The organism is Pseudomonas putida (assembly GCF_001941965.1).
Taxonomy (GTDB): Bacteria; Pseudomonadota; Gammaproteobacteria; order Pseudomonadales; family Pseudomonadaceae; genus Aquipseudomonas; species Aquipseudomonas putida_L.
Genome location: NZ_MKZO01000075.1, coordinates 122425 through 143968, shown reverse-complemented (window position 1 = coordinate 143968; position 21544 = coordinate 122425). Strand labels below are relative to the sequence as shown.

The following is a 21544-nucleotide window of genomic DNA, read 5'->3' as shown; positions in this document are numbered from 1 at the left end:
GTTGCAACCAACAAGATAGTTGCCGGTGCGTCAATGCACCCGGACTTCGAAGTGCGCGCATTATCCTGTGATTGACCCTGCCTGTCACTTGGCACCGCGCAATGCTTGAAAACGGGGTTGTCATCGGCGCCGCACCGGGCTCACACTGGCGGCTTTCCGTCTGGCCCGCCACTGGCGGCCAGGTCGCATCCAGCGCTCGCCACGATACTTCCACGGCAAGCCGCGCACTGACAGTTCATTCGGGGACCCTGACATGGAATTGGTTGTAAAAAGCGTAGCCGCAGCATCCTTGAAAACCGCCACCCTGGTCCTGCCCGTCGGCGAAGGCCGCAAGCTGGGCGCCAGCGCCAAGGCCGTCGATGACGCCAGCAAGGGCGCCCTGAGCGCGGTGCTCAAGCGCGGCGACATCGCCGGCAAGGTCGGCCAGACCCTGCTGCTGCAAGGCATCGCCGGGCTCAAGGCCGAGCGCGTGCTGCTGGTCGGCACCGGCAAGGACGAGGGCCTGGGTGATCGCAGCTGGCGCAAGGTCGCCAACGCCATCCTCGGCGTGCTCAAGGGCCTGAACGGTGCCGACGCGGTGCTGGCCCTGGAAGACATCGCCGTCAGTGGCCGCGATGCGCACTACGGCAAGGCCCGCCTGCTGGCGGAAACCCTGCTCGACGGCGAATACGTCTTCGACCGTTTCAAGAGCCAGAAGGCCGAACCCCGTGCCCTGAAGAAAATCACCCTGCTCGCCGACAAGGCCGGCCTGGCCGATACCGAGCGCGCGGTCAAGCACGCCGTGGCCATCACCAACGGCATGCGTTTCACCCGTGACCTGGGCAACCTGCCGCCGAACCTGTGCCACCCGACCTTCCTCGCCGAAGAAGCGAAGACCCTCGGCAAGGCCTTCAAGGGCCTCAAGGTCGAAGTCCTCGACGACAAGAAGATCAAGGACCTCGGCATGGGCGCCTTCTACGCCGTCGGCCAGGGCAGCGACCAGCCGCCACGCCTGATCGTGATGAACTACCAGGGCGGCAAGAAGAGCGACAAGCCGTTCGTGCTGGTGGGCAAGGGCATCACCTTCGACACCGGCGGCATCAGCCTGAAGCCGGGCGCCGGCATGGACGAGATGAAGTACGACATGTGCGGCGCCGCCAGCGTGTTCGGCACCCTGCGCGCCGTGCTCGAACTGCAGTTACCGATCAACCTGGTGTGCCTGCTGGCCTGCGCCGAGAACATGCCGAGCGGCGGCGCCACCCGTCCGGGCGACATCGTCACCACCATGAGCGGGCAGACCGTGGAGATCCTCAACACCGACGCCGAAGGCCGCTTGGTGCTGTGCGACACCCTGACCTACGCCGAGCGCTTCAAGCCGCAGGCGGTGATCGACATCGCCACCCTGACCGGCGCCTGCATCGTCGCCCTGGGCAGCCACACATCGGGCCTGATGGGCAACAACGACGAACTGGTCGAGCAACTGCTCAGCGCCGGCAAGCGTGCCGACGACCGCGCCTGGCAACTGCCGCTGTTCGACGAGTATCAGGAGCAACTGGACAGCCCGTTCGCCGACATCGCCAACATCGGCGGGCCGAAGGCCGGCACCATCACCGCCGGCTGCTTCCTCTCGCGCTTCGCCAAGGCCTACCACTGGGCACACCTGGACATCGCCGGCACCGCCTGGGTCAGCGGCGGCAAGGACAAGGGCGCCACTGGCCGTCCGGTCCCGCTGCTGACCCAGTACCTGCTCGACCGCGCCAGCGCCTGACCCGGATGCCGACCGGTCCGCTGACCGGTCGGCGACTGCCTCATGAGCAAAGTCGACTTTTATATCCTGCCCAGTCCCTCACCCGCCGTGCGCCTGGATTTCGCCTGCAAGCTCTGCGAAAAGGCCTGGCGCCTGGGGCATCGGGTCTACCTCCATTGCAGCGACACCGCCCAGCGCGACGAGCTGGATGCACGCCTCTGGGCGTTCAAGGGCGAGGCCTTCGTGCCCCACAGCCATGCCGAGGAAGATGCGACGGCTGCGGTGGCGCTGGGCATCGGCGACGATGCCGGCGAGCACCAGGACCTGCTGGTCAATCTCGACCTGAAAGTCCCGCCGTTCGCCGGCCGCTTCGCCCGTATCGCCGAGATCGTGGTGGAGGATCCGGCGATCCGCCAGGCCACCCGAGAGAGTTTCCGCTTCTACCGCGAACAGGGCTATGCTCTGCAAGATCACCGCTTACAGCGATTCTGACGACGATGGACAAACGCCCGCCCCTGCCTCAATCCGCCCACCTGCTGGACGACCTGGAATCGATTCGCCAGTTGCTCGGCGATGAAACCCTGCAACCGCCGTTGCTGACCGACACCGTGGAAGAACAGATCCCGTTGCTGCTGGAGCCGGCCGAAGAGTTGGCCAAGCCAGCGCCTGCTGCTGCGCCGGCGGAGGAAGTCGATCCGCAGACCCGCCGCCAGGACACCTTGCTGCACCTGGACGCAGAACTGCGTGCTGCCGCACAGTTGATCATGCAGGACGTGATCGACGATTTCGCCCCGCATATCGAGAACGAGATCAAGCGCCGCCTGGATGCGCGCCTCGAGCGCCTGCTCAACCAGTCTTCCTGACGTACGCCAATCCCACAGTTGACTCATAACCCTGTGGGAGCTGGCTTGCCAGCGATTTGGCCAGACCTGGCAACATCATTGCCCTTGCCGGCCTCATCGCTGGCAAGCCAGCTCCCACAGGGATCAGCGTCGCTCAGCCCTTCCCCTTCCTGCTTATCGCCTCAACCCCCCGCCTCCGTTATACTTCCCGGCTTTCCCGAATAAATGCCATAGGGTCCCCCCGCGCAATGGATAAGACCTACCAGCCGCACGCCATCGAAACCTCCTGGTACAACACCTGGGAGTCCGAGAATTACTTCGCCCCGCAAGGCGCGGGTGAGTCGTACACCATCATGATCCCGCCGCCGAACGTGACCGGCAGCCTGCACATGGGCCACGGCTTCAACAACGCGATCATGGACGCCCTGATCCGTTTCCGCCGCATGCAGGGGCGCAACACCCTGTGGCAGCCGGGCACCGACCACGCCGGTATCGCCACCCAGATGCTGGTAGAGCGTCAGCTCGAAGCCAAGGGCCAGAACCGTCACGACCTGGGCCGCGAGAAGTTCCTGGAAAAGGTCTGGGAGTGGAAGGATCAGTCCGGTGGCAACATCAGCCGCCAGATCCGCCGCCTGGGCTCCTCCGTGGACTGGAGCCGCGAGCGCTTCACCATGGACGACGGCCTGTCCGAAGCGGTCAAGGAAGCCTTCGTGCGCCTGCATGAAGACGGCCTGATCTACCGCGGCAAGCGCCTGGTCAACTGGGACACCAAGCTGCACACGGCGATCTCCGACCTCGAAGTGGAAAACCACGACGAGAAGGGCCACCTGTGGAACCTGCGCTACCCGCTGGCCGACGGCGCGAAAACCGCTGAAGGCAACGATTACCTGGTAGTCGCCACCACCCGTCCGGAAACCATGCTCGGCGACGCCGCCGTGGCCGTGAACCCGAACGACGAGCGCTACCAGGCGCTGATCGGCAAGTTCGTCGAGCTGCCGCTGATCGGCCGCCGCATCCCGATCATCGCCGACGACTACTGCGACCCTGAATTCGGCACCGGCTGCGTGAAGATCACCCCGGCCCACGATTTCAACGACTACGAAGTCGGCAAGCGCCACAACCTGCCGCTGCTGAACATCTTCGACAAGAACGCCGCCGTCCTCGCGACCGCGCAGGTGTTCAACCTCGACGGCAGCCTCAACGAAGCCATCGATGGCAGCCTGCCAGCCCAGTACGCCGGCCTCGACCGCTTCGTCGCGCGCAAGCAGATCGTTGCCGACTTCGAAGCCCTGGGCCTGCTGGTCAGCGTCGACGACCACGCCCTGAAAGTGCCGAAGGGCGACCGCTCCGGCACCGTCATCGAGCCTTGGCTGACCGACCAGTGGTACGTCTCCACCAAGCCGCTGGCCGAGCCTGCGATCGCTGCCGTGGAAGATGGCCGCATCCAGTTCGTGCCGAAGCAGTACGAGAACATGTACTTCTCCTGGATGCGCGATATCCAGGACTGGTGCATCAGCCGCCAGCTGTGGTGGGGGCACCGCATCCCGGCCTGGTACGACGCTTCCGGCAAGGTCTACGTCGGCCGCAGCGAAGAAGAAGTCCGGGCGAAGAACAACCTCGGCGCCGACGTGATCCTGAACCAGGACAACGACGTGCTCGACACCTGGTTCAGCTCCGGCCTGTGGACCTTCTCCACCCTCGGCTGGCCGCAGCAGACCGAATTCCTCAAGACCTTCCACTCCACCGACGTGCTGGTCACCGGCTTCGACATCATCTTCTTCTGGGTCGCCCGGATGATCATGCTGACCATGCACCTGGTGAAGAACGAGGACGGCACCCCGCAGGTACCGTTCAAGACCGTCTACGTCCACGGCCTGGTCCGCGATGGCCAGGGCCAGAAGATGTCCAAGTCCAAGGGCAACGTCCTTGACCCGCTGGACATCGTCGACGGCATCACTCTCGATGCCCTGCTGGAAAAACGCACCAGCGGCATGATGCAGCCCAAGCTGGCCGAGAAGATCGCCAAGCAGACCAAGGCCGAGTTCCCCGAAGGTATCGCCAGCTACGGCACCGACGCCCTGCGTTTCACCTTCTGCTCGCTGGCATCCACCGGTCGCGACATCAAGTTCGACATGGGCCGCGTCGAGGGCTACCGCAACTTCTGCAACAAGATCTGGAACGCCGCCCGCTATGTGCTGGACAAGGGCGAGGACTGCGGCCAGAACGGCGAGGCCTACGAGCTGTCCCTGGCCGACCGCTGGATCATCTCGCAACTGCAGCGTACCGAAGCCGAAGTGACCCGCCAGCTGGAGCAGTTCCGCTTCGACCTGGCCGCCCAGGCGCTGTACGAGTTCATCTGGAACCAGTACTGCGACTGGTACCTGGAGCTGTCCAAGCCGGTACTGTGGGACGAGAACGCCCCGGTCGAGCGCGCCCGCGGCACCCGTCGCACCCTGGTGCGCGTGCTGGAAGTGGCCCTGCGCCTGGCGCATCCGTTCATGCCGTTCATCACCGAGGAAATCTGGCAGCGCCTGGCGCCGCTGGCCGGTATCGACGGCAAGACCATCATGCTGCAGCCATGGCCTGAAGCGAACGAGAGCCGCATCGATGCCGCCGCCGAAAGCGACATCGAGTGGGTCAAGGAGCTGATGCTCGGCGTGCGCAACATCCGTGGCGAGATGAACATCGGCCCGGGCAAGCCGCTGCAACTGTTCCTGAAGAACGCCAGTGCCGACGACCAGCGTCGCCTCGTCGAGAACGAAGCGCTGCTGAAGAAGCTGGCGAAGATCGAGTCGTTCACCGTGCTCGGCGAGCAGGACGAAGCACCGCTGAGCGCTACCGCGCTGGTCGGTGACCTGCAAGTGCTGGTGCCGATGGCCGGCCTGATCGACAAGGATGCGGAACTGGCGCGCCTGAACAAGGAAATCCAGCGTCTGCAAGGCGAAGTCCAGCGTGTAGGCGGCAAGCTGTCCAACGCCGCCTTCGTCGACAAGGCACCGCCTGCGGTGATCGACAAGGAGCGCGCCAAGCTGGCCGAGGCCGAGCAGGCATTGGCCAACTTCACCGAGCAGCACGCGCGGATCGCGGCCCTTTAAATAAAGGCTGACAGCGACGCGAACCCTGTGGGAGCTGGCTTGCCAGCGATGACGATAGTGAATTCAACATCGCAATCGCTGGCAAGCCAGCTCCCACAGGTCTGCGGCAAGCCAACAAATCATGCGGTAATCCTTGAGAGCGGGCCTGGCCCGCTTTTGTATTCATGACCATGAACAAACCCACCCTGCACCCCCGTAACCGCCATCAAGGCCGCTACGACTTCCCCCAGCTGATCAAGAGCAGCCCGGAACTGGCGCGCTTCACCATCACCAATCCCTACGGCAAGCCAAGCATCGACTTCGCCGACCCGGAGGCGGTGCGGGTGTTCAACCGGGCGCTGCTCAAGGCCCAGTACAGCATCCAGTTCTGGGATATTCCTGCCGATTACCTGTGTCCGCCGATTCCGGGCCGTGCCGACTACCTGCACGCCCTGGCCGATCTGCTGGCCGAGGAGAACGCCGGGGAGATCCCTCATGGTGCGCAGGTCCAGGCGCTGGACATCGGCGTCGGCGCCAACTGCATCTACCCGCTGCTGGGCAATGCCGATTACCGCTGGCGCTTCAGCGGCTCGGACATCGACCCGGTGGCCCTGGCGGCGGCCAGCGCCATCGTCCAGGCCAACCGCCTCGACAAGTTCATCAGCCTGCGCCAGCAGGGCAATCGCAAGCACATCCTCACCGGCCTGCTGGCCGCCGAGGAACGCTTCGACCTGACCCTGTGCAACCCGCCCTTCCACGCCTCCCGCGAGGAAGCCACCCGCGGCAGCCAGCGTAAATGGCGAGCCCTGGGCAAGGCCGATCCCAAGCGCAAGCTGCCGGTGCTGAACTTTGGCGGGCAGAACAATGAGCTGTGGTGCGAGGGCGGCGAGATTCGTTTCGTCACCCAACTGGTGCAGGAGAGCAAGGCCCTGGGCCAGCAGGTGCTGTGGTTCAGCAGCCTGGTGTCGAAGGCTTCGAACCTGCCCGGCATCGAAGCCGCGCTGAAGAAAGCCGGCGCCGTGGAACAGCGGGTGATGGAAATGGGCCAGGGACAGAAACAGAGCCGCCTGGTGGCCTGGACCTTCCAGGACGCCAGCGCTCGCCAGCTGTGGCGCCAGCAACGCTGGACTTCCAGCCACAAGCCTTAAGCTGCAAGCCGCAAGTAAAAGCGCACCGCGTCGCTTTTACTTATGACTTGCCGCTTGAAACTTAAAGCTCAAAAAAAAGAAAAACCGCATCAGGCTCGCGCCGGATGCGGTTTTTTATTGCTGCTTACAATTACTTGTTAACAGCGTCGGTCAGCACTTTGGCTGGCACGAACTTGACGACTTTCTTGGCAGCGATTTCGATGGCAGCGCCAGTCGAAGGGTTGCGGCCGGTACGGGCAGGACGCTCGGTGATTTTCAGCTTGCCAATGCCTGGCAGGGTGATTTCGCTGCCGTTTTCCAGTTGATCAGCAACGATCTGGCCCAGTTGCTCCAGTGCGTTACGCGCGGTGGTTTTTGGCGCGTCGATAGCTTCAGCGATATCGGCGATCAGTTGGTCTTTGGTCAATGCCATGGTGGTGTTCCTTCCCTAATCAAATTCAGTGAGTTTGCAGAGTGCCGCGTCAGCCATCGGTTCCGGCTCCGTCGTGCGGGCGGCCGGGGTACTTCCATTTGCCAATCGCGTATGTAGATACATAAAAATGCGATTGGTTCGACGTGACGCCAACGGTCTGCCAGCTATGCGCCTTAAGGGGGGCGCAAGACCGGGCAAAACTACCACAGGAATAGATAAATATCCGCTTCGCCCACGGCAAAAGTGCTGGTTTTTCGGGGGTTTACACAAAATATCGCAAAAAACAGAACGAAAAACGAACCTGGCTCGCCAAGGTCGGCCGCAGAACAGCGCCCGGCCCTGCAGCTGGGTTACACTTGGCAACTTTGCCCGGCCCCGCGCCGCGCCCTCACCGAGCCGAGAATTCCATGCCGATCCGTCATTGCATCGTCCACCTGATCGACAAGAAACCCGATGGCAGCCCTGCGGTGCTGCATGCGCGCGATTCCGAACTGGCCGAGTCGACGGCTATCGAGAACCTCCTCGCCGACCTGAACGACAGCTACAACGCCAAGCAGGGCAAAGCCTGGGGCCTGTTCCACGCCGAGTCCGGCGCCCATCCGTTCAGCGGCTGGCTGAAGGAATACCTGGACAGCGAAAAGACCTTCACCGAATTCAGCCGCATCGCGGTGGAACATCTGCAGAAGCTGATGGAAGAGTCGAACCTGTCGGTCGGCGGCCACGTGCTGTTCGCCCACTACCAGCAAGGCATGACCGACTACCTGGCCATCGCCCTCCTGCACCACAGCGAAGGCGTGGCGGTGAACGCCGAGCTGGATGTGACCCCGTCGCGCCACCTGGACCTGAGCCAGTTGCACCTGGCGGCTCGGATCAACATTTCCGAGTGGCGCAACAACGCCAACTCCAAGCAGTACATCTCCTTTATCAAGGGCAAGAACGGCAAGAAGGTCTCGGACTACTTCCGCGACTTCATCGGTTGCCAGGAAGGGGTCGACGGCCCGGGCGAGACCCGCACCCTGCTCAAGGCCTTCAGCGACTTCGTCGAGAGCGAGGACCTGCCCGAGGAGGCCGCCCGCGAGAAGACCCAGACCCTGGTCGACTACGCCACCAGCCAGACCCGCGCCGGCGAGCCGGTGACCCTCGAAGAACTCTCCGGCCTGATCGACGAAGACCGGCCGAAAGCCTTCTACGACCATATCCGCAACAAGGACTACGGCCTGTCGCCGGAGATCCCGGCGGACAAGCGTACCCTCAATCAATTCCGCCGCTTCACCGGCCGCGCCGAAGGCCTGTCGATCAGCTTCGAGGCCCATCTGCTGGGCTCGAAGATCGAGTATGACGAAGAAGCCGGGACCCTGATCATCAAGGGCCTGCCGACCCAGTTGACCGATCAGTTGAAGCGTCGCAAGGACTGAGCCGCTGGTCCGAACTGATATTTTTGTCAGTAGCGATGGACGGATCCGCCTGTATAGCCTGAAAGCTGCGCCGCGCCCCGCATCCTGTGAGGGCCGGCACGCTGGAGGGGACGCGACATGCGCATACTCGCAACGCTGGTTTGCCTATCACTGGCTTCAGGCGCGGCGCTCGCAGGCCCCGGCGAGGACACGGCCAACGCGCTGAATGCGCGCTACGCCAAGACCTCGCGCAATTGCGGCAGCACGTCGCAGCCGGCGTTCCTGTGTGAAGGTGTCATCGTGCGGGCCACCGCAGAGCCGAAATTCTGGGTACCCCAGGAAAAAAACCTCCAGTCCGGCGCTATATCCGTGTCCTACCTGCGCAAGGACGCGAAGTTCAAGACCCTGGTCTATCGCCGCAATAGCGGCTTCACCCTGTTCCCGGTGTTCAACAACCCGAGAAGCAAGAGCTACGAAGTGCTCTGCGCCTTCCCCAACGACGGCGGCACGGACAACCGCAAGGACCGGGGCTGTACGGACCACGTGCAAACGCCTGCGGTGGAAAGCAATTGCGACGTGATCGGCATACGGACCGGACAGGATTTCATCAATCGTTTCCCTGCGGACAAGGTCAGGTACAGCGAGATCTGCAGTTTCGACGTGCGTGACCGGCGCAACGACCACGCCGGCCCGGCCTTCATGGCCAGTATCGAAGCGCGTAACCTGGGGGGTGAAACGCTCTTCGCGGTGCAGAACGAATTGCGCGTCGCCACCTGGGGCAACACCCCGCCCAACGACCCGCCGGTGGAGAGCACCTTCTACACCGTGCCGCCCTCCTCCGACAGCCCGGGCCTGGAAAACGCGAGGGCCAACCAGATCGAGTGGTGGATCGCCGCCAGACGCTACCTGCCGCTGGTCAGGCTGGATCTGCCACAAACCCTGAGCGCCGACGCCAGGTTCAGCTACAAAGCCGAGGACCAGGCCATCCAGCCCACCACCGCGGCCAATGCCTGTGCCAGCTTCTTCGATAGCGCCCGCTTCGAGGACATCCCGGCAACAGCCACCTCCCCCGCGATGAAAAGCCTGAAGCTGGTGCCAAGCGCCTGCGGCCGCGAGGTGCGGGACGACCAGACCAACAACTTCTTCAACGAACTGGTCGCCCGCTACTACCGCGATACGGCCTGGCAAGGCACATCGACCCACAATCCGCAGAACATCTTGAGCATGCGTCGGCAACTGACCTGCTATTTCGTCTATCGACGCTACGCCCCGGAATGGACGCTGGAGCCCCATCGGGCCCTGATCGGTATCCAGGAATCAGGTGCCAGACAGTGCGACAACTGAACCGCTCACCAGGGAGCGATCCGGTTCAGTATCCCTTCAGCAGGAGGTCAATATGAACACCAGCAACCTCTCATGGATTGCCCTGAGCCTAGTCATTGCCGCAATTCCCCTGGAACGCGCCAGCGCGGCCATGAATTGTTCCGAACCCGTCCTCTCAGGGGAGTGGGGCGAAGAAGCGGTCGGCACCAGCTATTTCACCAAAGGCACCTACCCCAGCGTGCAGATCAGGCTGAACCACGCCGAATGCACGTACGGACCGGAGGACACCGAGGCGCTGCTTGAGCTGATCGTCGGGGAACACGAACAAGACCCTGAATGGAACAGCCCCAAACTGACCGCCCAGCAGATGCGCGACAGCGTCAGGTTTCAGCTGGAGTGCCAACTGAGCAAGTCACCAATCCCCGACCCGATCACCCTCGAACCGAGGCGCCAGGGGGTGTCTCTGGATGCCTTCAAGAAGATGAACTGCAACACCCCGTGACGGCCCCGGCCTGTCCCGCGAAGGAGGCGACCAGTGCCTCCTTCGCTTTTTTGCGCAAGGCCTTGATCAGGCGCTCATGACGCAGTGCCTGGGACTTGTCCGGCCAGGCCTCGACATAGACCAGCGCCACTGCGGGGCTGGTGCTGAAATAACGGGCCCCGCGCCCCTTCTGGTGAGCCGCGAAGCGCCGTTCGGGATTGTCGCTGATACCGCAGTACAGCGAGCCATTGGCGGCGCGCACCAGGTAGACGTACCAGGGTTTATCGGGTGCGGAGGCTTCGGTCACGGGCGCAAGAAACGGATGGTGGCAGGAGGTGACAGCTTACCCTCTCAGCGCCCGCTCTGGAACGCGCGCAGCCCCTTGAGCGCCTGCTGGCCCACCTTGTTGCGCAGGAAAGGCGTCCAGCCCAGCAACAGCCCCGGAGTACCCAGCGCCTGGCGGGACCAGCGCCAGAAATCGAAGACATCATGGTGCTCGACGATCAGCCCGTCGCGGATGACGAATGTCGCGCGGATATCGTTGACCACTACCCTGCCCGTCTGGCTGAACAGGTAGGTCGCCACCCAATGCGCCGAACCACCACGCTCGTCCGCACGGACGCTGTCGAAGGTCAGGGAGAAGTCCTTGGCGCGGCTGGTTAGCATGCGCCACATATCGCCGGCGTCCTTGCCGCGCAGGATGCCGAAGGCCGGGTCGCTGAAGACGATATCGGGGCTGTAGCAAGCGACCATCGCCTCGGCATCCAGGCGCTGGAAGGCCTGGTAGAAGCGGTTGATCAGGGCACTGTTGGCATCGCTCATGACGGGTTCCATCACCGGGAAGATCAAGGGATGCACGATAGTCCGGCTGGCGGCACAAGGCCAGCGCCATCAACCGGACTTATAAGGCGTCCTCAAATCCGCTCGCTGCTCGCCTGGACATACTGCGTGCGCCCGGCCTTCAGCCCGAAGACGATGGCAGCGGCGCCGATCACGGCGAAAATCCAGCCTACCGCGCCCCAGCCGCCGGAAAGATCGTGCACCAGGCCCACCGCGAACGGCCCGGCCGAGGCCAGGGTGTAACCGACGCCCTGAGCCATGCTCGACAGGTGCGCCGCAACATGAGCATCCCTTGAACGCAGGACGATCAGGGTCAGGGCCAGGGCGAAGGTGCCGCCCTGGCCGATGCCGAGCACCACCGCCCAGCCCCACAGCCCGCCCAGCGGCGCATACAGGCAACCGAACAGACCGGCCAGGGTCAGGACCATGACGATCACGATCGCCAGGCGCTGGTCCTTGCCGCGGGTCGCCAGCATCGGTGCGGTCAGGGCGCTGAGCAGTTGCACGATCACCGAGCCGGACAGCACCAGCCCCGCTTCGGTCGGGCTCAGGCCGCGACCGATGAGGATCGACGGCAACCAGCCGAAAACGATATAGGCCAGCGAGGATTGCAGGCCCATGTACAGGGTCACCTGCCAGGCCAGGCGGTCGCGCCACAGGCCGCGTACCTGGAAAGCCGCATGGTGGGCACCGTGGCCCTGACGCGCCTGGGGCAGCCAGATCAGCGCCGCCACCACCGCCGGAATCAGCCAGACACCGAGCCCAAGGCGCCAGTCGTCACCGAAGTGATGGCTCAGCGGCACCGTCGCGCCTGCTGCCAGCGCCGCGCCGAGGCACAGGGCCATGGTGTAGACGCCCATCAGGCTGCCGGCGTGGGCCGGGAAATCGCGCTTGACGATGCCCGGCAGCAGCACGCCGATCACCCCGATGCTGGCCCCGGCGATCAGGCTGCCGGCGAAGATGCCGAAGCTGCCGAAGTTGCTGCGCAAGGCGATACCGCCGGCCAGGCACAACAGCACGCCGAGGATCACCCGCTCGCTGCCGAAACGCCGCGCCAGCATCGGCGCCAGTGGCGCGAACAGGCCCAGGCAAAGCACCGGCAAGGTCGTCAGCAGGCCGGCCTGGGAACCACTCAGGCCCAGGCCGCGGGACACATCGCCCAGCACCGGGGCCATGCTCGACAGCGCCGGACGCAGGTTCAGCGCCACCAGTACCAGGCCCAGCAGAAGCAGCCAGGCGCTGGGTTGGCGGGCTGGCGGTTGCAATTCGGCATCGTCGACTTCGGCGTCGATCAGCAGTTCGTCAAGCACCGGCCCGTGGGGCGTCGGCTTGGTGGGAAGGTCTTGGCCCATGGCAGTCTCGAAAAGTCAGGGTTCGTTGATCAGTGTCCGGCTGAGGGCCTTGGCCCGTTCCGGATCTTGGCGCTCGACGGCGTCGAGGATCTGTTCATGCAGGTCGAATACCGCCTGCTTGCGCGGGGTGTGGCTCATGCTGTGCTCCAGCTTCATCGCCACCACGCTGGAGAAATAGCGGTACAGCTCGCTGAGTGCCGGGTTGTGCGCGGCGTCGACCAGGCGCTGGTGGAAGACCAGGTCGCAGCGGATGTAGTCGTCGAGTTCGCCGTGGAAATGGCTACCGCTGTGCGTAAGGGCTTCGTGCAGTCCGGCAAGGTCGGCCTCGGTACGACGCAAAGCCGCCAGGCCGATGGCTTCGGCTTCCAGCAGGTGCCGGGCTTCGCGGGCGTGCTCCAGACTGCAGGTGGACAGCACCTGCACCGCCGAGAGCGGATCGGAGGCGGTGCGCAGGTAGCTGCCATCGCCCTGGCGGATTTCCACCTGGCCGCTGAAGGCCAGCACGCGCATGGCCTCGCGCACGGTGTTGCGGCTGATACCGAGCTCGGCGGCGAGCTCGGGCTCGGTGGGCAGGCGCTGGCCGACGGTCCAGAAGCCTTGGCTGATGCGCTGGCGGAGTTGGTCGACGGCTTGTTCGACCAGGGAGCGTTTGATGAGCATTGGGCTATTACATCCAATCATCGGATGAATTCAGGAGGGGCAAGGGTAACGGGTTGTTTCAAGGAAATGCAAACATCAGGGGGATTTGTGGTGAATTTCAGGGCCTCATCGCTGGCAAGCCAGCTCCCACAGGGTCCGCGGTGCACGCAAAACCTTGTGGGCTTGCCAGCGATGGAGTTTCAGGTCAGTTCAGGGCGTCGAGCAACGCCTGGTTCTGCTCTTCGGTGCCGATGCTGATACGCAGGAACTGGTCGATCCGCGGCAGCTTGAAGTGCCGCACGATCACACCCTGCTCGCGCAGCGCTGCGGCGATGCCGGCCGCATCCTTCTGCGGGTGACGGGCGAAGATGAAGTTGGCTGCCGAGGGCAGGACTTCGAAACCACGGCCAGTCAGTTCGGCCACCAGCTTCTCGCGACTGGCGATGACCTTGTTGCAGGTCTCCTCGAAGTACGCCTTGTCTTCGAACGCCGCAGCGGCACCGACGATGGCGACCCGGTCCAGCGGATAGGAGTTGAAGCTGTTCTTGATCCGCTCCAGCGCCTCGATCAGGTCCGGATGCCCCACCGCCAGGCCAACCCGCAGCCCCGCCAGGGAGCGCGACTTGGACAGGGTCTGGGTCACCAGCAGGTTCGGGTAGCGGTCCACCAGGCTGATGGCGGTTTCACCGCCAAAGTCGATGTACGCCTCATCCACCACCACCACCGATTCGGTGTTGGCCTTGAGCAGTTGCTCGATGGCCTCAAGGGCCAGCAGGCAGCCGGTCGGCGCATTCGGGTTGGGGAAGATGATCCCGGCATTCGGCTGCTGATAGTCCTCGACGCGGATCTGGAACTGCTCGTCCAGCGCCACCGGCGCCGACTGGATGCCGTACAGGCCGCAGTAGACCGGATAGAAGCTGTAGCTGATGTCCGGGAACAGCAGCGGCGCGTCGTGCTGGAACAGGCCGTGGAAGATGTGCGCCAGCACTTCGTCCGAGCCGTTGCCGAGGAACACCTGGTTGGTCTGCACGCCGTAGTAGCGAGCGACGGCCTGCTTGAGCAGGTCGCTGTTCGGATCCGGATACAGACGCAGGTTTTCACCCAGTTCGCCACGCATGGCTTCCAGCGCCTTCGGCGAAGGGCCATAGGGGTTTTCGTTGGTGTTGAGCTTGACCAGTTTGGTCAGCTTCGGCTGCTCACCCGGTACGTAGGGCACCAGGTTCTTGACGAAGGGGCTCCAGAATTTGCTCATGTTCAGTTGCCCTCTTGATCGGCAAGGATGCGGTATTCGGCACTGCGCGCGTGGGCGCTGAGGGATTCGCCACGGGCCAGGACCGACGCGGTCTTGCCCAGTTCGGAAGCGCCCTGCTCGGAGCAGAAGATGATCGACGAACGCTTCTGGAAGTCGTAGACCCCCAGCGGCGAAGAGAAACGCGCGGTGCCGGAGGTCGGCAGCACGTGGTTGGGGCCGGCGCAGTAGTCGCCCAGGGCTTCGCTGGTGTGGCGGCCCATGAAGATCGCACCGGCGTGGCGGATCTTCGGCAGCCAGGCCTGCGGATCCGCAACCGACAGTTCCAGGTGCTCCGGGGCAATGCGGTTGGCGACTTCCATGGCCTGCTCCATGTCGCGGACATGGATCAGCGCGCCACGGCCATCGATGGAAGTACGGATGATTTCGGCGCGGTCCATGGTCGGCAGCAGCTTGTCGATGCTGGCGGCGACACGGTCGAGGAAGTCGGCGTCCGGGCTGACCAGGATCGACTGCGCGTCCTCGTCGTGCTCGGCCTGGGAGAACAGGTCCATGGCGATCCAGTCCGGATCGGTCTGACCATCGCAGACCACGAGGATCTCCGACGGGCCGGCGATCATGTCGATACCGACCTGGCCGAACACGTGCCGCTTTGCGGTAGCCACGTAGATATTGCCCGGGCCGACCACCTTGTCCACCTGCGGTACGCTTTCGGTGCCATAGGCCAGGGCCGCGACGGCCTGGGCGCCACCGATGGTGAAGACCCGGTCGACACCGGCGATGCAGGCCGCTGCCAGGACGATCTCGTTGATCTCGCCACGCGGGGTCGGCACCACCATCACCACCTCGCCGACGCCGGCAACCTTGGCCGGAATGGCGTTCATCAGCACGGAAGACGGGTACGACGCCTTGCCGCCCGGCACGTACAGGCCGGCGCGGTCCAGCGGAGTGACTTTCTGGCCGAGTACGGTACCGTCGGCTTCGGTGTAGCTCCAGGAGTCCTGCTTCTGCCGCTCGTGGTACAGGCGCACGCGCTCGGCGGCTTTTTCCAGAGCCTGGCGCTGCTCCGCGGTGATGCGGGTCAGGGCCAGTTCCAGGCGCTCGCGGCCGAGGATCAGGTCATCGATGGTCTTGGCGTCGACACCGTCGAAGCGCTGGGTGAACTCCACCAGCGCTGCATCGCCGCGCTCGCGCACGGCCTGGATGATGTCGAGGACCCGCTGGTTGACCGCGTCATCGGACACGCTTTCCCAGCTCAGCAGATGATCCAGATGTCGGGCGAAATCCGGGTCAGCGGCATTGAGTCGGCGAATTGCGGTGGACGTGGTCATAGCTAAGGCCTCGGTTATTTGGCGAATGCTCAGGCGCCCTGAAGCTACCAGACCATCCGCGCGGGCACCCGAGAAAATTGGCTATGACGCGGATAGACGGGCGCGGCTCAGATGCCGCGCGCAAGGTCAGCCGCGGTGTCGAGACTCCACGGCCTGACGCAGGGTGTCGATCAGGCTCTGGATGCGGGCGTGCTGCATCTTCATCGATGCCTTGTTGACCACCAGGCGGGAGCTGATGGTAGCGATGAGTTCCTGGGGTTCCAGGCCATTGGCGCGCAGGGTGTTGCCGGTGTCGACGACGTCGATGATCTTGTCGGCGAGGTTGACCAATGGCGCCAGCTCCATCGAGCCATAGAGCTTGATGATATCGACCTGACGGCCCTGCTCGGCATAGTAGCGCTTGGCGACGTTGACGAACTTGGTGGCGACGCGCAGGCGGCCCTTGGGCTCCGGCGCACCGATGGCACCGGCAGTCATCAGCTTGCAGCAGGCGATTTTCAGGTCCAGCGGCTCGTACATGCCCTGGCCGCCGTATTCCATCAGCACGTCCTTGCCGGCCACACCCAGATCGGCGGCGCCATGCTCGACATAGGTCGGCACGTCGGTGGCCCGCACGATCAGCAGGCGTACGTCGTCCTGGGTCGTGGGGATGATCAGTTTGCGGCTCTTGTCCGGATTCTCGGTGGGCACGATGCCCGCTTCCGCCAACAGCGGCAGGGTATCGTCGAGAATGCGGCCCTTGGACAGCGCGATGGTCAACATGAAACGTCGGTCCTTATGCGGCTTGAAGCCGCCGGGGCCCGAAGGCCAGCGGCGGCGTTGTTCAATTCGTGGCGCGTCCCTGCGCCGTCGGCAGACTAGCCCGGTACGCGGCGGATCTTCGCGCCCAGCATCTGCAGTTTTTCCTCGATGCACTCGTAGCCACGGTCTATGTGGTAGATGCGGTCGATCAGGGTATCGCCTTCGGCAACCAGGGCCGACAGCACCAGGCTGGCCGAAGCCCGCAGGTCGGTGGCCATGACTGGCGCGCCTTTCAGGGCCTTGGTCCCGGTGACGATGGCGGTGTTGCCTTCGACCTGGATCTGCGCGCCCATGCGGTGCATTTCGTAGACGTGCATGAAGCGGTTTTCAAAGATCGTCTCGATCACCGCGCCAGTGCCTTCGGCAATGGCGTTGAGGGAGATGAACTGCGCTTGCATGTCGGTCGGGAACGCCGGGTACGGAGCGGTACGCAGGTTGACGGCTTTCGGCCGTTTGCCGTGCATGTCCAGTTCGATCCAGTCTTCACCGGTATTGATCTCGGCGCCGGCTTCCTTGAGCTTCTCGAGGACGGCTTCGAGGATGGTCGGATCGGTGTCCTTGACCTTGACGCGACCGCCGGTGACGGCAGCGGCGACCAGGTAGGTGCCGGTCTCGATACGGTCAGGCATGACGCGGTAGGTCGCCGAGCCCAGGCGCTCGACGCCATCGATGGTGATGGTGTCGGTGCCGGCACCCTGGATCTTCGCGCCCATGGCGATCAGGAAGTTGGCCAGGTCGACCACTTCCGGCTCGCGCGCGGCGTTCTGCAAGACGCTGCGGCCCTTGGCCAGGGCAGCGGCCATCATGATGTTCTCGGTACCGGTCACACTGACGGTGTCGAAGAAGAACTGCGCACCGCGCAGGCCACCTTCAGGCGCCTTGGCCTTGATGTAGCCGCCTTCCACTTCGATCTTCGCGCCCATGGCCTCGAGGCCGCGGATGTGCAGGTCGACCGGACGCGAACCGATGGCGCAACCGCCAGGCAGGGCCACTTCGGCTTCGCCGAAACGGGCGACCATCGGGCCCAGCACCAGGATCGAGGCGCGCATGGTCTTGACCAGCTCATACGGCGCGACCAGGGTCTTGATGGTGCGTGGATCGATCTCCACCGAGAGCTTCTCGTCGATCACCGGCTCGATGCCCATGCGCCCGAACAGCTCGATCATGGTGGTGATGTCGTGCAGGTGCGGCAGGTTGCCGACGGTGACCGGGCCATCGCACAGCAGGGTGGCCGACAGAATCGGCAGGGCCGCGTTCTTGGCACCGGAAATGCGGATCTCGCCATCAAGACGAGCGCCGCCAGTAATAATCAGTTTGTCCATTTCGATTCTCGCCGCCACAGGTGGCTCAGGTGCGCTCAGCCCAGGCTGCGCTGCTGAAAAATTTCATGGTGACCGCGTGGATGCGGCCATCGGTGATCCACGGATTAAGGTGAGCGTAGATCTGCTGCTGACGCTTGACCGGGCTCAGGGCCGCGATCTCGTCGCTGATCACGTTCAACTGGAAGTTGCAGCCTTCGCCCTCAACTTCGACCCGGGTTCCCGGCAACTTTTCTTCAAGGAAGTTCTTAACTTCTACGGCCTGCATGCTCAACCTCAATCGGCGCCCTGTGCGCGCGGGTCGGCCATCATACAAAAAAGCCCCTCGCCTGCGAACCCCGTAAACGAGGACTCTGACAGAGGGGCTTCGGTTCTTTCAGCGAATCACTGCAACTTCAGGATGTCGTCCAGGCCGTAGACCTCGGCGATTTCCCGCATGCCGTGGGGCATGCCGCGGACTTCGCACGACTTGCCGGCCGCCTGGGCATCACGGATGAAGGCCAGCAGCAAGGACAGGCCGACGCTGCTGGACTGCTCCACGGCGCTGAAATCGAGCACCAGCGCCGCAGCCTTGCTCGACGCGATCAACGACCCGCCCTGCTTGCGCAGGCCAGGGCCCGAGCGGTAGTCGAGGATGCCGGCCAGGCTCAGGACACCCGGTTCGGCCAGTTGCACGCTGCCTACGCTCATTGCGCCTGCTTCTCCGCCGCGTCCTCGGTGACCGCCTTGGCCTTGGCCACTTCGCCGGCCCAGTTGTCGATGGTCTTGTCGAGGTCGTTGCCGTTGCGCTGCATGGCGTCGGCGAACTGATCACGGAACAGCTTGCCGATGTTGATGCCGTTGACGATCACGTTGCGTACTTTCCACTCACCCTGAAGCTTCTGCAGGGTGTACTGCACCGGATAGACCGCACCGTTGGTACCGGTGACCTTCATGCCGACGCTCGCGCGATCGCCGTCCTCGGCCTTGGCCGGATCAACGGTGATGCCCTGGTTGTTGTACTCCAGCAGGGCGTTGCCATAGAACTGCATCAGGCTGCGCTTGAAGTTTTCCTGGAAGCGCTGCATCTGGTCCGGGCTCGCCTGGCGCGAGTACTTCACGGTCATGATGCTTTTCGAGATGCCGTCGGCATCCACCACCGGACCGAGGATGTTGTTCAGCGCATCGTAGAACTGGCTCGGGTTGGCCTTGTACTGCTCCTTGTTCGCCTTGAGGTCGGCGAGCAGTTGGGAGGTAGTGCCTTGGATCACGTCATGGGCCGATTGACCCGGTGCCGCCAGTGCCAGCATGGGCAGGGCCGCCAGCAACACCAGCAGGCCGCGTCGCAGGATGGAAATCATGGAAACTCCTTATTTAGCTTCTTTGCCTACGGTATTGAGCAGGAACTTGCCAATCAGATCTTCCAGGACCAGCGCCGACTGCGTGTCATGGATCACGCCGCCGTCCTTGAGCACGGTATCTTCCCCGCCGACGCTGATGCCGATGTACTTCTCGCCGAGCAACCCGGCGGTCAGGATCGAGGCAGTGGAGTCGACCGGGAGGTTATCCACGCTCTTGTCCAGTTGCAGGGTCACCCGACCGGTGTAGGTATCGCGGTCCAGATCGATGGCCGTGACCTTGCCGATGGTCACACCGGCCATGGTCACTTTTGCTCTGACAGTCAAACCGGCGATATTGTCGAAATTCGCATAAAGTTTATAGGTGTCGCTGCCAGGGCTGGCGGACAGGCCACTGACGCGCAGGGCCAGCAGGATCAGCGCCAGGATCCCGGCCAGGAGGAACAGGCCGACACCGATTTCCAGGGTGCGGTTTTGCATCAGAAATCTCCAAACATCAAGGCGGTCAGAATAAAGTCCAGTCCCAGGACTGCCAGCGAGGCGTAGACCACGGTTCTGGTGGTGGCCCGACTGATCCCCTCTGAAGTGGGCTCGCAGTCATAGCCTTGGAAAACGGCAATCCAGGTCACGACGAAGGCAAAGACGACGCTCTTGATCACGCCGTTGAGCACGTCATCGGTGAACGACACGCTGTTCTGCATGTTGGCCCAGAACGAGCCTTCATAGACCCCCAGCCAGTCCACCGCGACCCACGACCCGCCCCAGATGCCGACGACACTGAAGATCATCGCCAGCAGTGGCAGGGAGATGAAGCCGGCCCACAGGCGGGGCGCGACGATGTACTTGAGCGGGTCGACACCGATCATCTCCAGGCTGGAAAGCTGCTCGGTGGATTTCATGTTGCCGATCTCGGCGGTCAGCGCGGAACCGGCGCGGCCAGCGAACAGCAGCGCGGTCACCACCGGACCCAGTTCGCGCAGCAGGGTCAGGGCGACCATCTGCCCCACCGCCTGCTCCGAACCGTACTTGGTCAGGATGCTGAAGCCCTGCAGGGCCAGGACCATGCCGATGAACATGCCGGAGACGACGATGATCGCCAGCGACAGCACGCCGACCGAGTAGAGCTGGCGCACCAGCAACTGGAAGCCGCCACCGATACCGCCGCGACCCGCCAGCGCATGCAGCAGGAACAGGCAGGAACGCCCCATGACCGCGACCACGTCGATGGCCGAACGGCCGAAACGGCGGATACGTTCGAGTAAGGATTTTCTGCGCATCTAACGCTTCCCCAACAGATCGGCGCGGTAGTCTGGCGCAGGAAAATGGAAAGGCACCGGTCCGTCCGGGTCGCCCTTCATGAATTGGCGGATACGCGGGTTGTCCGAGTCCATCAGTTCCGCCGGGGTGCCCTGCCCCAGTACCTGGCCGTCGCCGACCACATAAATGTAGTCGGCGATGCTCGCGGTTTCCGCCAGGTCGTGGGAGACCACGATGCTGGTGATGCCGAGGGCATCGTTGAGCAGGCGGATCAGGCGCACCAGCACGCCCATGGCGATCGGGTCCTGGCCGACGAAAGGCTCGTCGTACATGAGGATCTGCGGGTCCAGGGCGATCGCCCGGGCCAGCGCCACGCGGCGCTTCATGCCACCGGACAGCTCATCCGGCATCAGTTCGATGGCGCCGCGCAGGCCAACGGCCTGGAGCTTCATCAGAACAATGTCACGAATCATTTCTTCGGAAAGCTGGGTATGGACGCGCAGCGGGAAAGCGACGTTCTCGAACACATCGAGGTCGGTGAACAGCGCGCCACTCTGGAACAGCACGCCCATCTGTTTGCGCGCGTCGAACAGGTCGCTGCGCGACAGCGCCGGCAGGTTCTGCCCGGCCACCCAGACTTCGCCGCTGGCCGGCCGCAACTGCGCGCCCATCAGGCGCAACAGCGTGGTCTTGCCGCATCCGGACGGCCCCATGATGCCGGTGACCTTGCCCTTGGGAATGCGTATATCGACATTATTGAAGATGCTGCGCGAGCCGCGCTTGAAGGTCACGCCCTTCAACTCGACCGCGTAGGCGTTATCCACGCTCATCTAGACTCCTTGCGATGCAGCCTTGTCCTCAGACGCACGCCCCCTTCATGGAGGCACGCAAGTATCGAGCAGGCCGAACTGGTGGCGAACTATAGCACCGCTGGCAAGGGCTTCCCAAGGCCATCGCACTGCCTGTTCAGGCCTCGTACAGGCATTTTCATGACATCCTCCAAGGGAACCGCGATGGCA

General features: G+C 63.7%; 23 protein-coding genes. 8 read left to right on the top strand and 15 right to left on the bottom strand.

The window, feature by feature from the left end:
• Positions 1 to 253: 253 nt before the first annotated feature.
• The 5 genes from PSEMO_RS30865 to rlmF all read left to right on the top strand — a co-directional run bounded on the left by PSEMO_RS30865 (position 254) and on the right by rlmF (position 6790).
• Positions 254 to 1747: a leucyl aminopeptidase gene (locus PSEMO_RS30865; RefSeq protein WP_075806644.1), complete on the top strand. Its 1494-nt coding sequence runs from the start codon at positions 254 to 256 to the stop codon at positions 1745 to 1747.
• Positions 1748 to 1789: 42 nt separating this feature from the next.
• Entirely contained in the window at positions 1790 to 2218 is a 429-nt protein-coding gene (locus tag PSEMO_RS30860) for a DNA polymerase III subunit chi (protein ID WP_075806643.1), read from the top strand.
• A gap of 5 nt (positions 2219 to 2223) precedes the next feature.
• Complete coding sequence (locus tag PSEMO_RS30855) at positions 2224 to 2589, top strand: DNA polymerase III subunit chi (protein WP_075806642.1); 366 nt, start codon at positions 2224 to 2226, stop codon at positions 2587 to 2589.
• Between the two features lie 227 nt (positions 2590 to 2816).
• Entirely contained in the window at positions 2817 to 5663 is a 2847-nt protein-coding gene (locus PSEMO_RS30850) for a valine--tRNA ligase (RefSeq protein ID WP_075806641.1), read from the top strand.
• Between the two features lie 164 nt (positions 5664 to 5827).
• Positions 5828 to 6790 (top strand): 23S rRNA (adenine(1618)-N(6))-methyltransferase RlmF, encoded by a 963-nt coding sequence (rlmF, locus tag PSEMO_RS30845; protein ID WP_075806640.1) that lies wholly within the window; start codon positions 5828 to 5830, stop codon positions 6788 to 6790.
• A 130-nt stretch (positions 6791 to 6920) separates the two neighbouring features.
• Here rlmF and PSEMO_RS30840 read toward each other — a convergent pair whose 3' ends face one another.
• Positions 6921 to 7202, bottom strand: coding sequence for an HU family DNA-binding protein (locus PSEMO_RS30840; RefSeq protein ID WP_009398256.1), 282 nt, complete (start codon positions 7200 to 7202; stop codon positions 6921 to 6923).
• 407 nt (positions 7203 to 7609) lie between these two features.
• Between PSEMO_RS30840 and yejK the strand changes: the two genes are divergently transcribed.
• From yejK to PSEMO_RS30825, 3 genes are all read left to right on the top strand, one after another.
• Complete coding sequence (gene yejK, locus PSEMO_RS30835; protein WP_075806639.1) at positions 7610 to 8617, top strand: nucleoid-associated protein YejK; 1008 nt, start codon at positions 7610 to 7612, stop codon at positions 8615 to 8617.
• A 117-nt stretch (positions 8618 to 8734) separates the two neighbouring features.
• Positions 8735 to 9940, top strand: coding sequence for a DUF2599 domain-containing protein (locus PSEMO_RS30830; protein ID WP_075806638.1), 1206 nt, complete (start codon positions 8735 to 8737; stop codon positions 9938 to 9940).
• Positions 9941 to 9992: 52 nt separating this feature from the next.
• A complete protein-coding gene (locus PSEMO_RS30825) occupies positions 9993 to 10421 on the top strand; it encodes a hypothetical protein (protein WP_075806637.1) in 429 nt (142 codons plus the stop codon).
• On the opposite strand, the gene PSEMO_RS30820 is transcribed toward PSEMO_RS30825, so the two are convergent.
• The 14 genes from PSEMO_RS30820 to PSEMO_RS30755 all read right to left on the bottom strand — a co-directional run bounded on the left by PSEMO_RS30820 (position 10393) and on the right by PSEMO_RS30755 (position 21355).
• Positions 10393 to 10707: a GIY-YIG nuclease family protein gene (locus PSEMO_RS30820; protein WP_075806636.1), complete on the bottom strand. Its 315-nt coding sequence runs from the start codon at positions 10705 to 10707 to the stop codon at positions 10393 to 10395. The two genes, PSEMO_RS30825 and PSEMO_RS30820, sit on opposite strands and share 29 nt — an antisense overlap.
• A gap of 44 nt (positions 10708 to 10751) precedes the next feature.
• Entirely contained in the window at positions 10752 to 11222 is a 471-nt protein-coding gene (locus tag PSEMO_RS30815) for a nuclear transport factor 2 family protein (RefSeq protein ID WP_075806635.1), read from the bottom strand.
• A 92-nt stretch (positions 11223 to 11314) separates the two neighbouring features.
• Positions 11315 to 12592 carry a CynX/NimT family MFS transporter gene (locus PSEMO_RS30810; RefSeq protein WP_075806634.1) on the bottom strand — a complete coding sequence of 426 codons (1278 nt, stop codon included), beginning with the start codon at positions 12590 to 12592 and terminating at the stop codon, positions 11315 to 11317.
• A gap of 15 nt (positions 12593 to 12607) precedes the next feature.
• Positions 12608 to 13252 carry a FadR/GntR family transcriptional regulator gene (locus tag PSEMO_RS30805; protein WP_372239152.1) on the bottom strand — a complete coding sequence of 215 codons (645 nt, stop codon included), beginning with the start codon at positions 13250 to 13252 and terminating at the stop codon, positions 12608 to 12610.
• A gap of 184 nt (positions 13253 to 13436) precedes the next feature.
• The gene (gene hisC / locus PSEMO_RS30800) at positions 13437 to 14483 is read right to left on the bottom strand and encodes a histidinol-phosphate transaminase (RefSeq protein WP_075806632.1); all 1047 of its coding nucleotides are present in this window, start codon (positions 14481 to 14483) and stop codon (positions 13437 to 13439) included.
• A gap of 2 nt (positions 14484 to 14485) precedes the next feature.
• Complete coding sequence (gene hisD, locus PSEMO_RS30795; protein WP_075806631.1) at positions 14486 to 15811, bottom strand: histidinol dehydrogenase; 1326 nt, start codon at positions 15809 to 15811, stop codon at positions 14486 to 14488.
• 126 nt (positions 15812 to 15937) lie between these two features.
• Positions 15938 to 16573, bottom strand: coding sequence for an ATP phosphoribosyltransferase (gene hisG / locus PSEMO_RS30790; protein WP_075806630.1), 636 nt, complete (start codon positions 16571 to 16573; stop codon positions 15938 to 15940).
• Between the two features lie 95 nt (positions 16574 to 16668).
• A complete protein-coding gene (gene murA, locus PSEMO_RS30785) occupies positions 16669 to 17934 on the bottom strand; it encodes a UDP-N-acetylglucosamine 1-carboxyvinyltransferase (RefSeq protein ID WP_075806629.1) in 1266 nt (421 codons plus the stop codon).
• Positions 17935 to 17959: 25 nt separating this feature from the next.
• On the bottom strand, positions 17960 to 18199 hold the full coding sequence (locus tag PSEMO_RS30780; RefSeq protein ID WP_009398240.1) for a BolA family protein: 240 nt from the start codon (positions 18197 to 18199) through the stop codon (positions 17960 to 17962).
• A 116-nt stretch (positions 18200 to 18315) separates the two neighbouring features.
• On the bottom strand, positions 18316 to 18621 hold the full coding sequence (locus PSEMO_RS30775; protein WP_075806628.1) for an STAS domain-containing protein: 306 nt from the start codon (positions 18619 to 18621) through the stop codon (positions 18316 to 18318).
• Positions 18618 to 19271, bottom strand: a complete 654-nt coding sequence (locus tag PSEMO_RS30770; protein WP_075806627.1) for an MlaC/ttg2D family ABC transporter substrate-binding protein — start codon at positions 19269 to 19271, stop codon at positions 18618 to 18620. Before PSEMO_RS30770 ends, PSEMO_RS30775 begins: the two co-directional genes overlap by 4 nt.
• Before the next feature lie 9 nt (positions 19272 to 19280).
• The gene (gene mlaD, locus PSEMO_RS30765) at positions 19281 to 19748 is read right to left on the bottom strand and encodes an outer membrane lipid asymmetry maintenance protein MlaD (RefSeq protein WP_075806626.1); all 468 of its coding nucleotides are present in this window, start codon (positions 19746 to 19748) and stop codon (positions 19281 to 19283) included.
• Entirely contained in the window at positions 19748 to 20545 is a 798-nt protein-coding gene (gene mlaE / locus PSEMO_RS30760; protein WP_075806625.1) for a lipid asymmetry maintenance ABC transporter permease subunit MlaE, read from the bottom strand. Before mlaE ends, mlaD begins: the two co-directional genes overlap by 1 nt.
• Complete coding sequence (locus PSEMO_RS30755) at positions 20546 to 21355, bottom strand: ATP-binding cassette domain-containing protein (RefSeq protein ID WP_075806624.1); 810 nt, start codon at positions 21353 to 21355, stop codon at positions 20546 to 20548.
• Between the last annotated feature and the right edge of the window lie 189 nt (positions 21356 to 21544).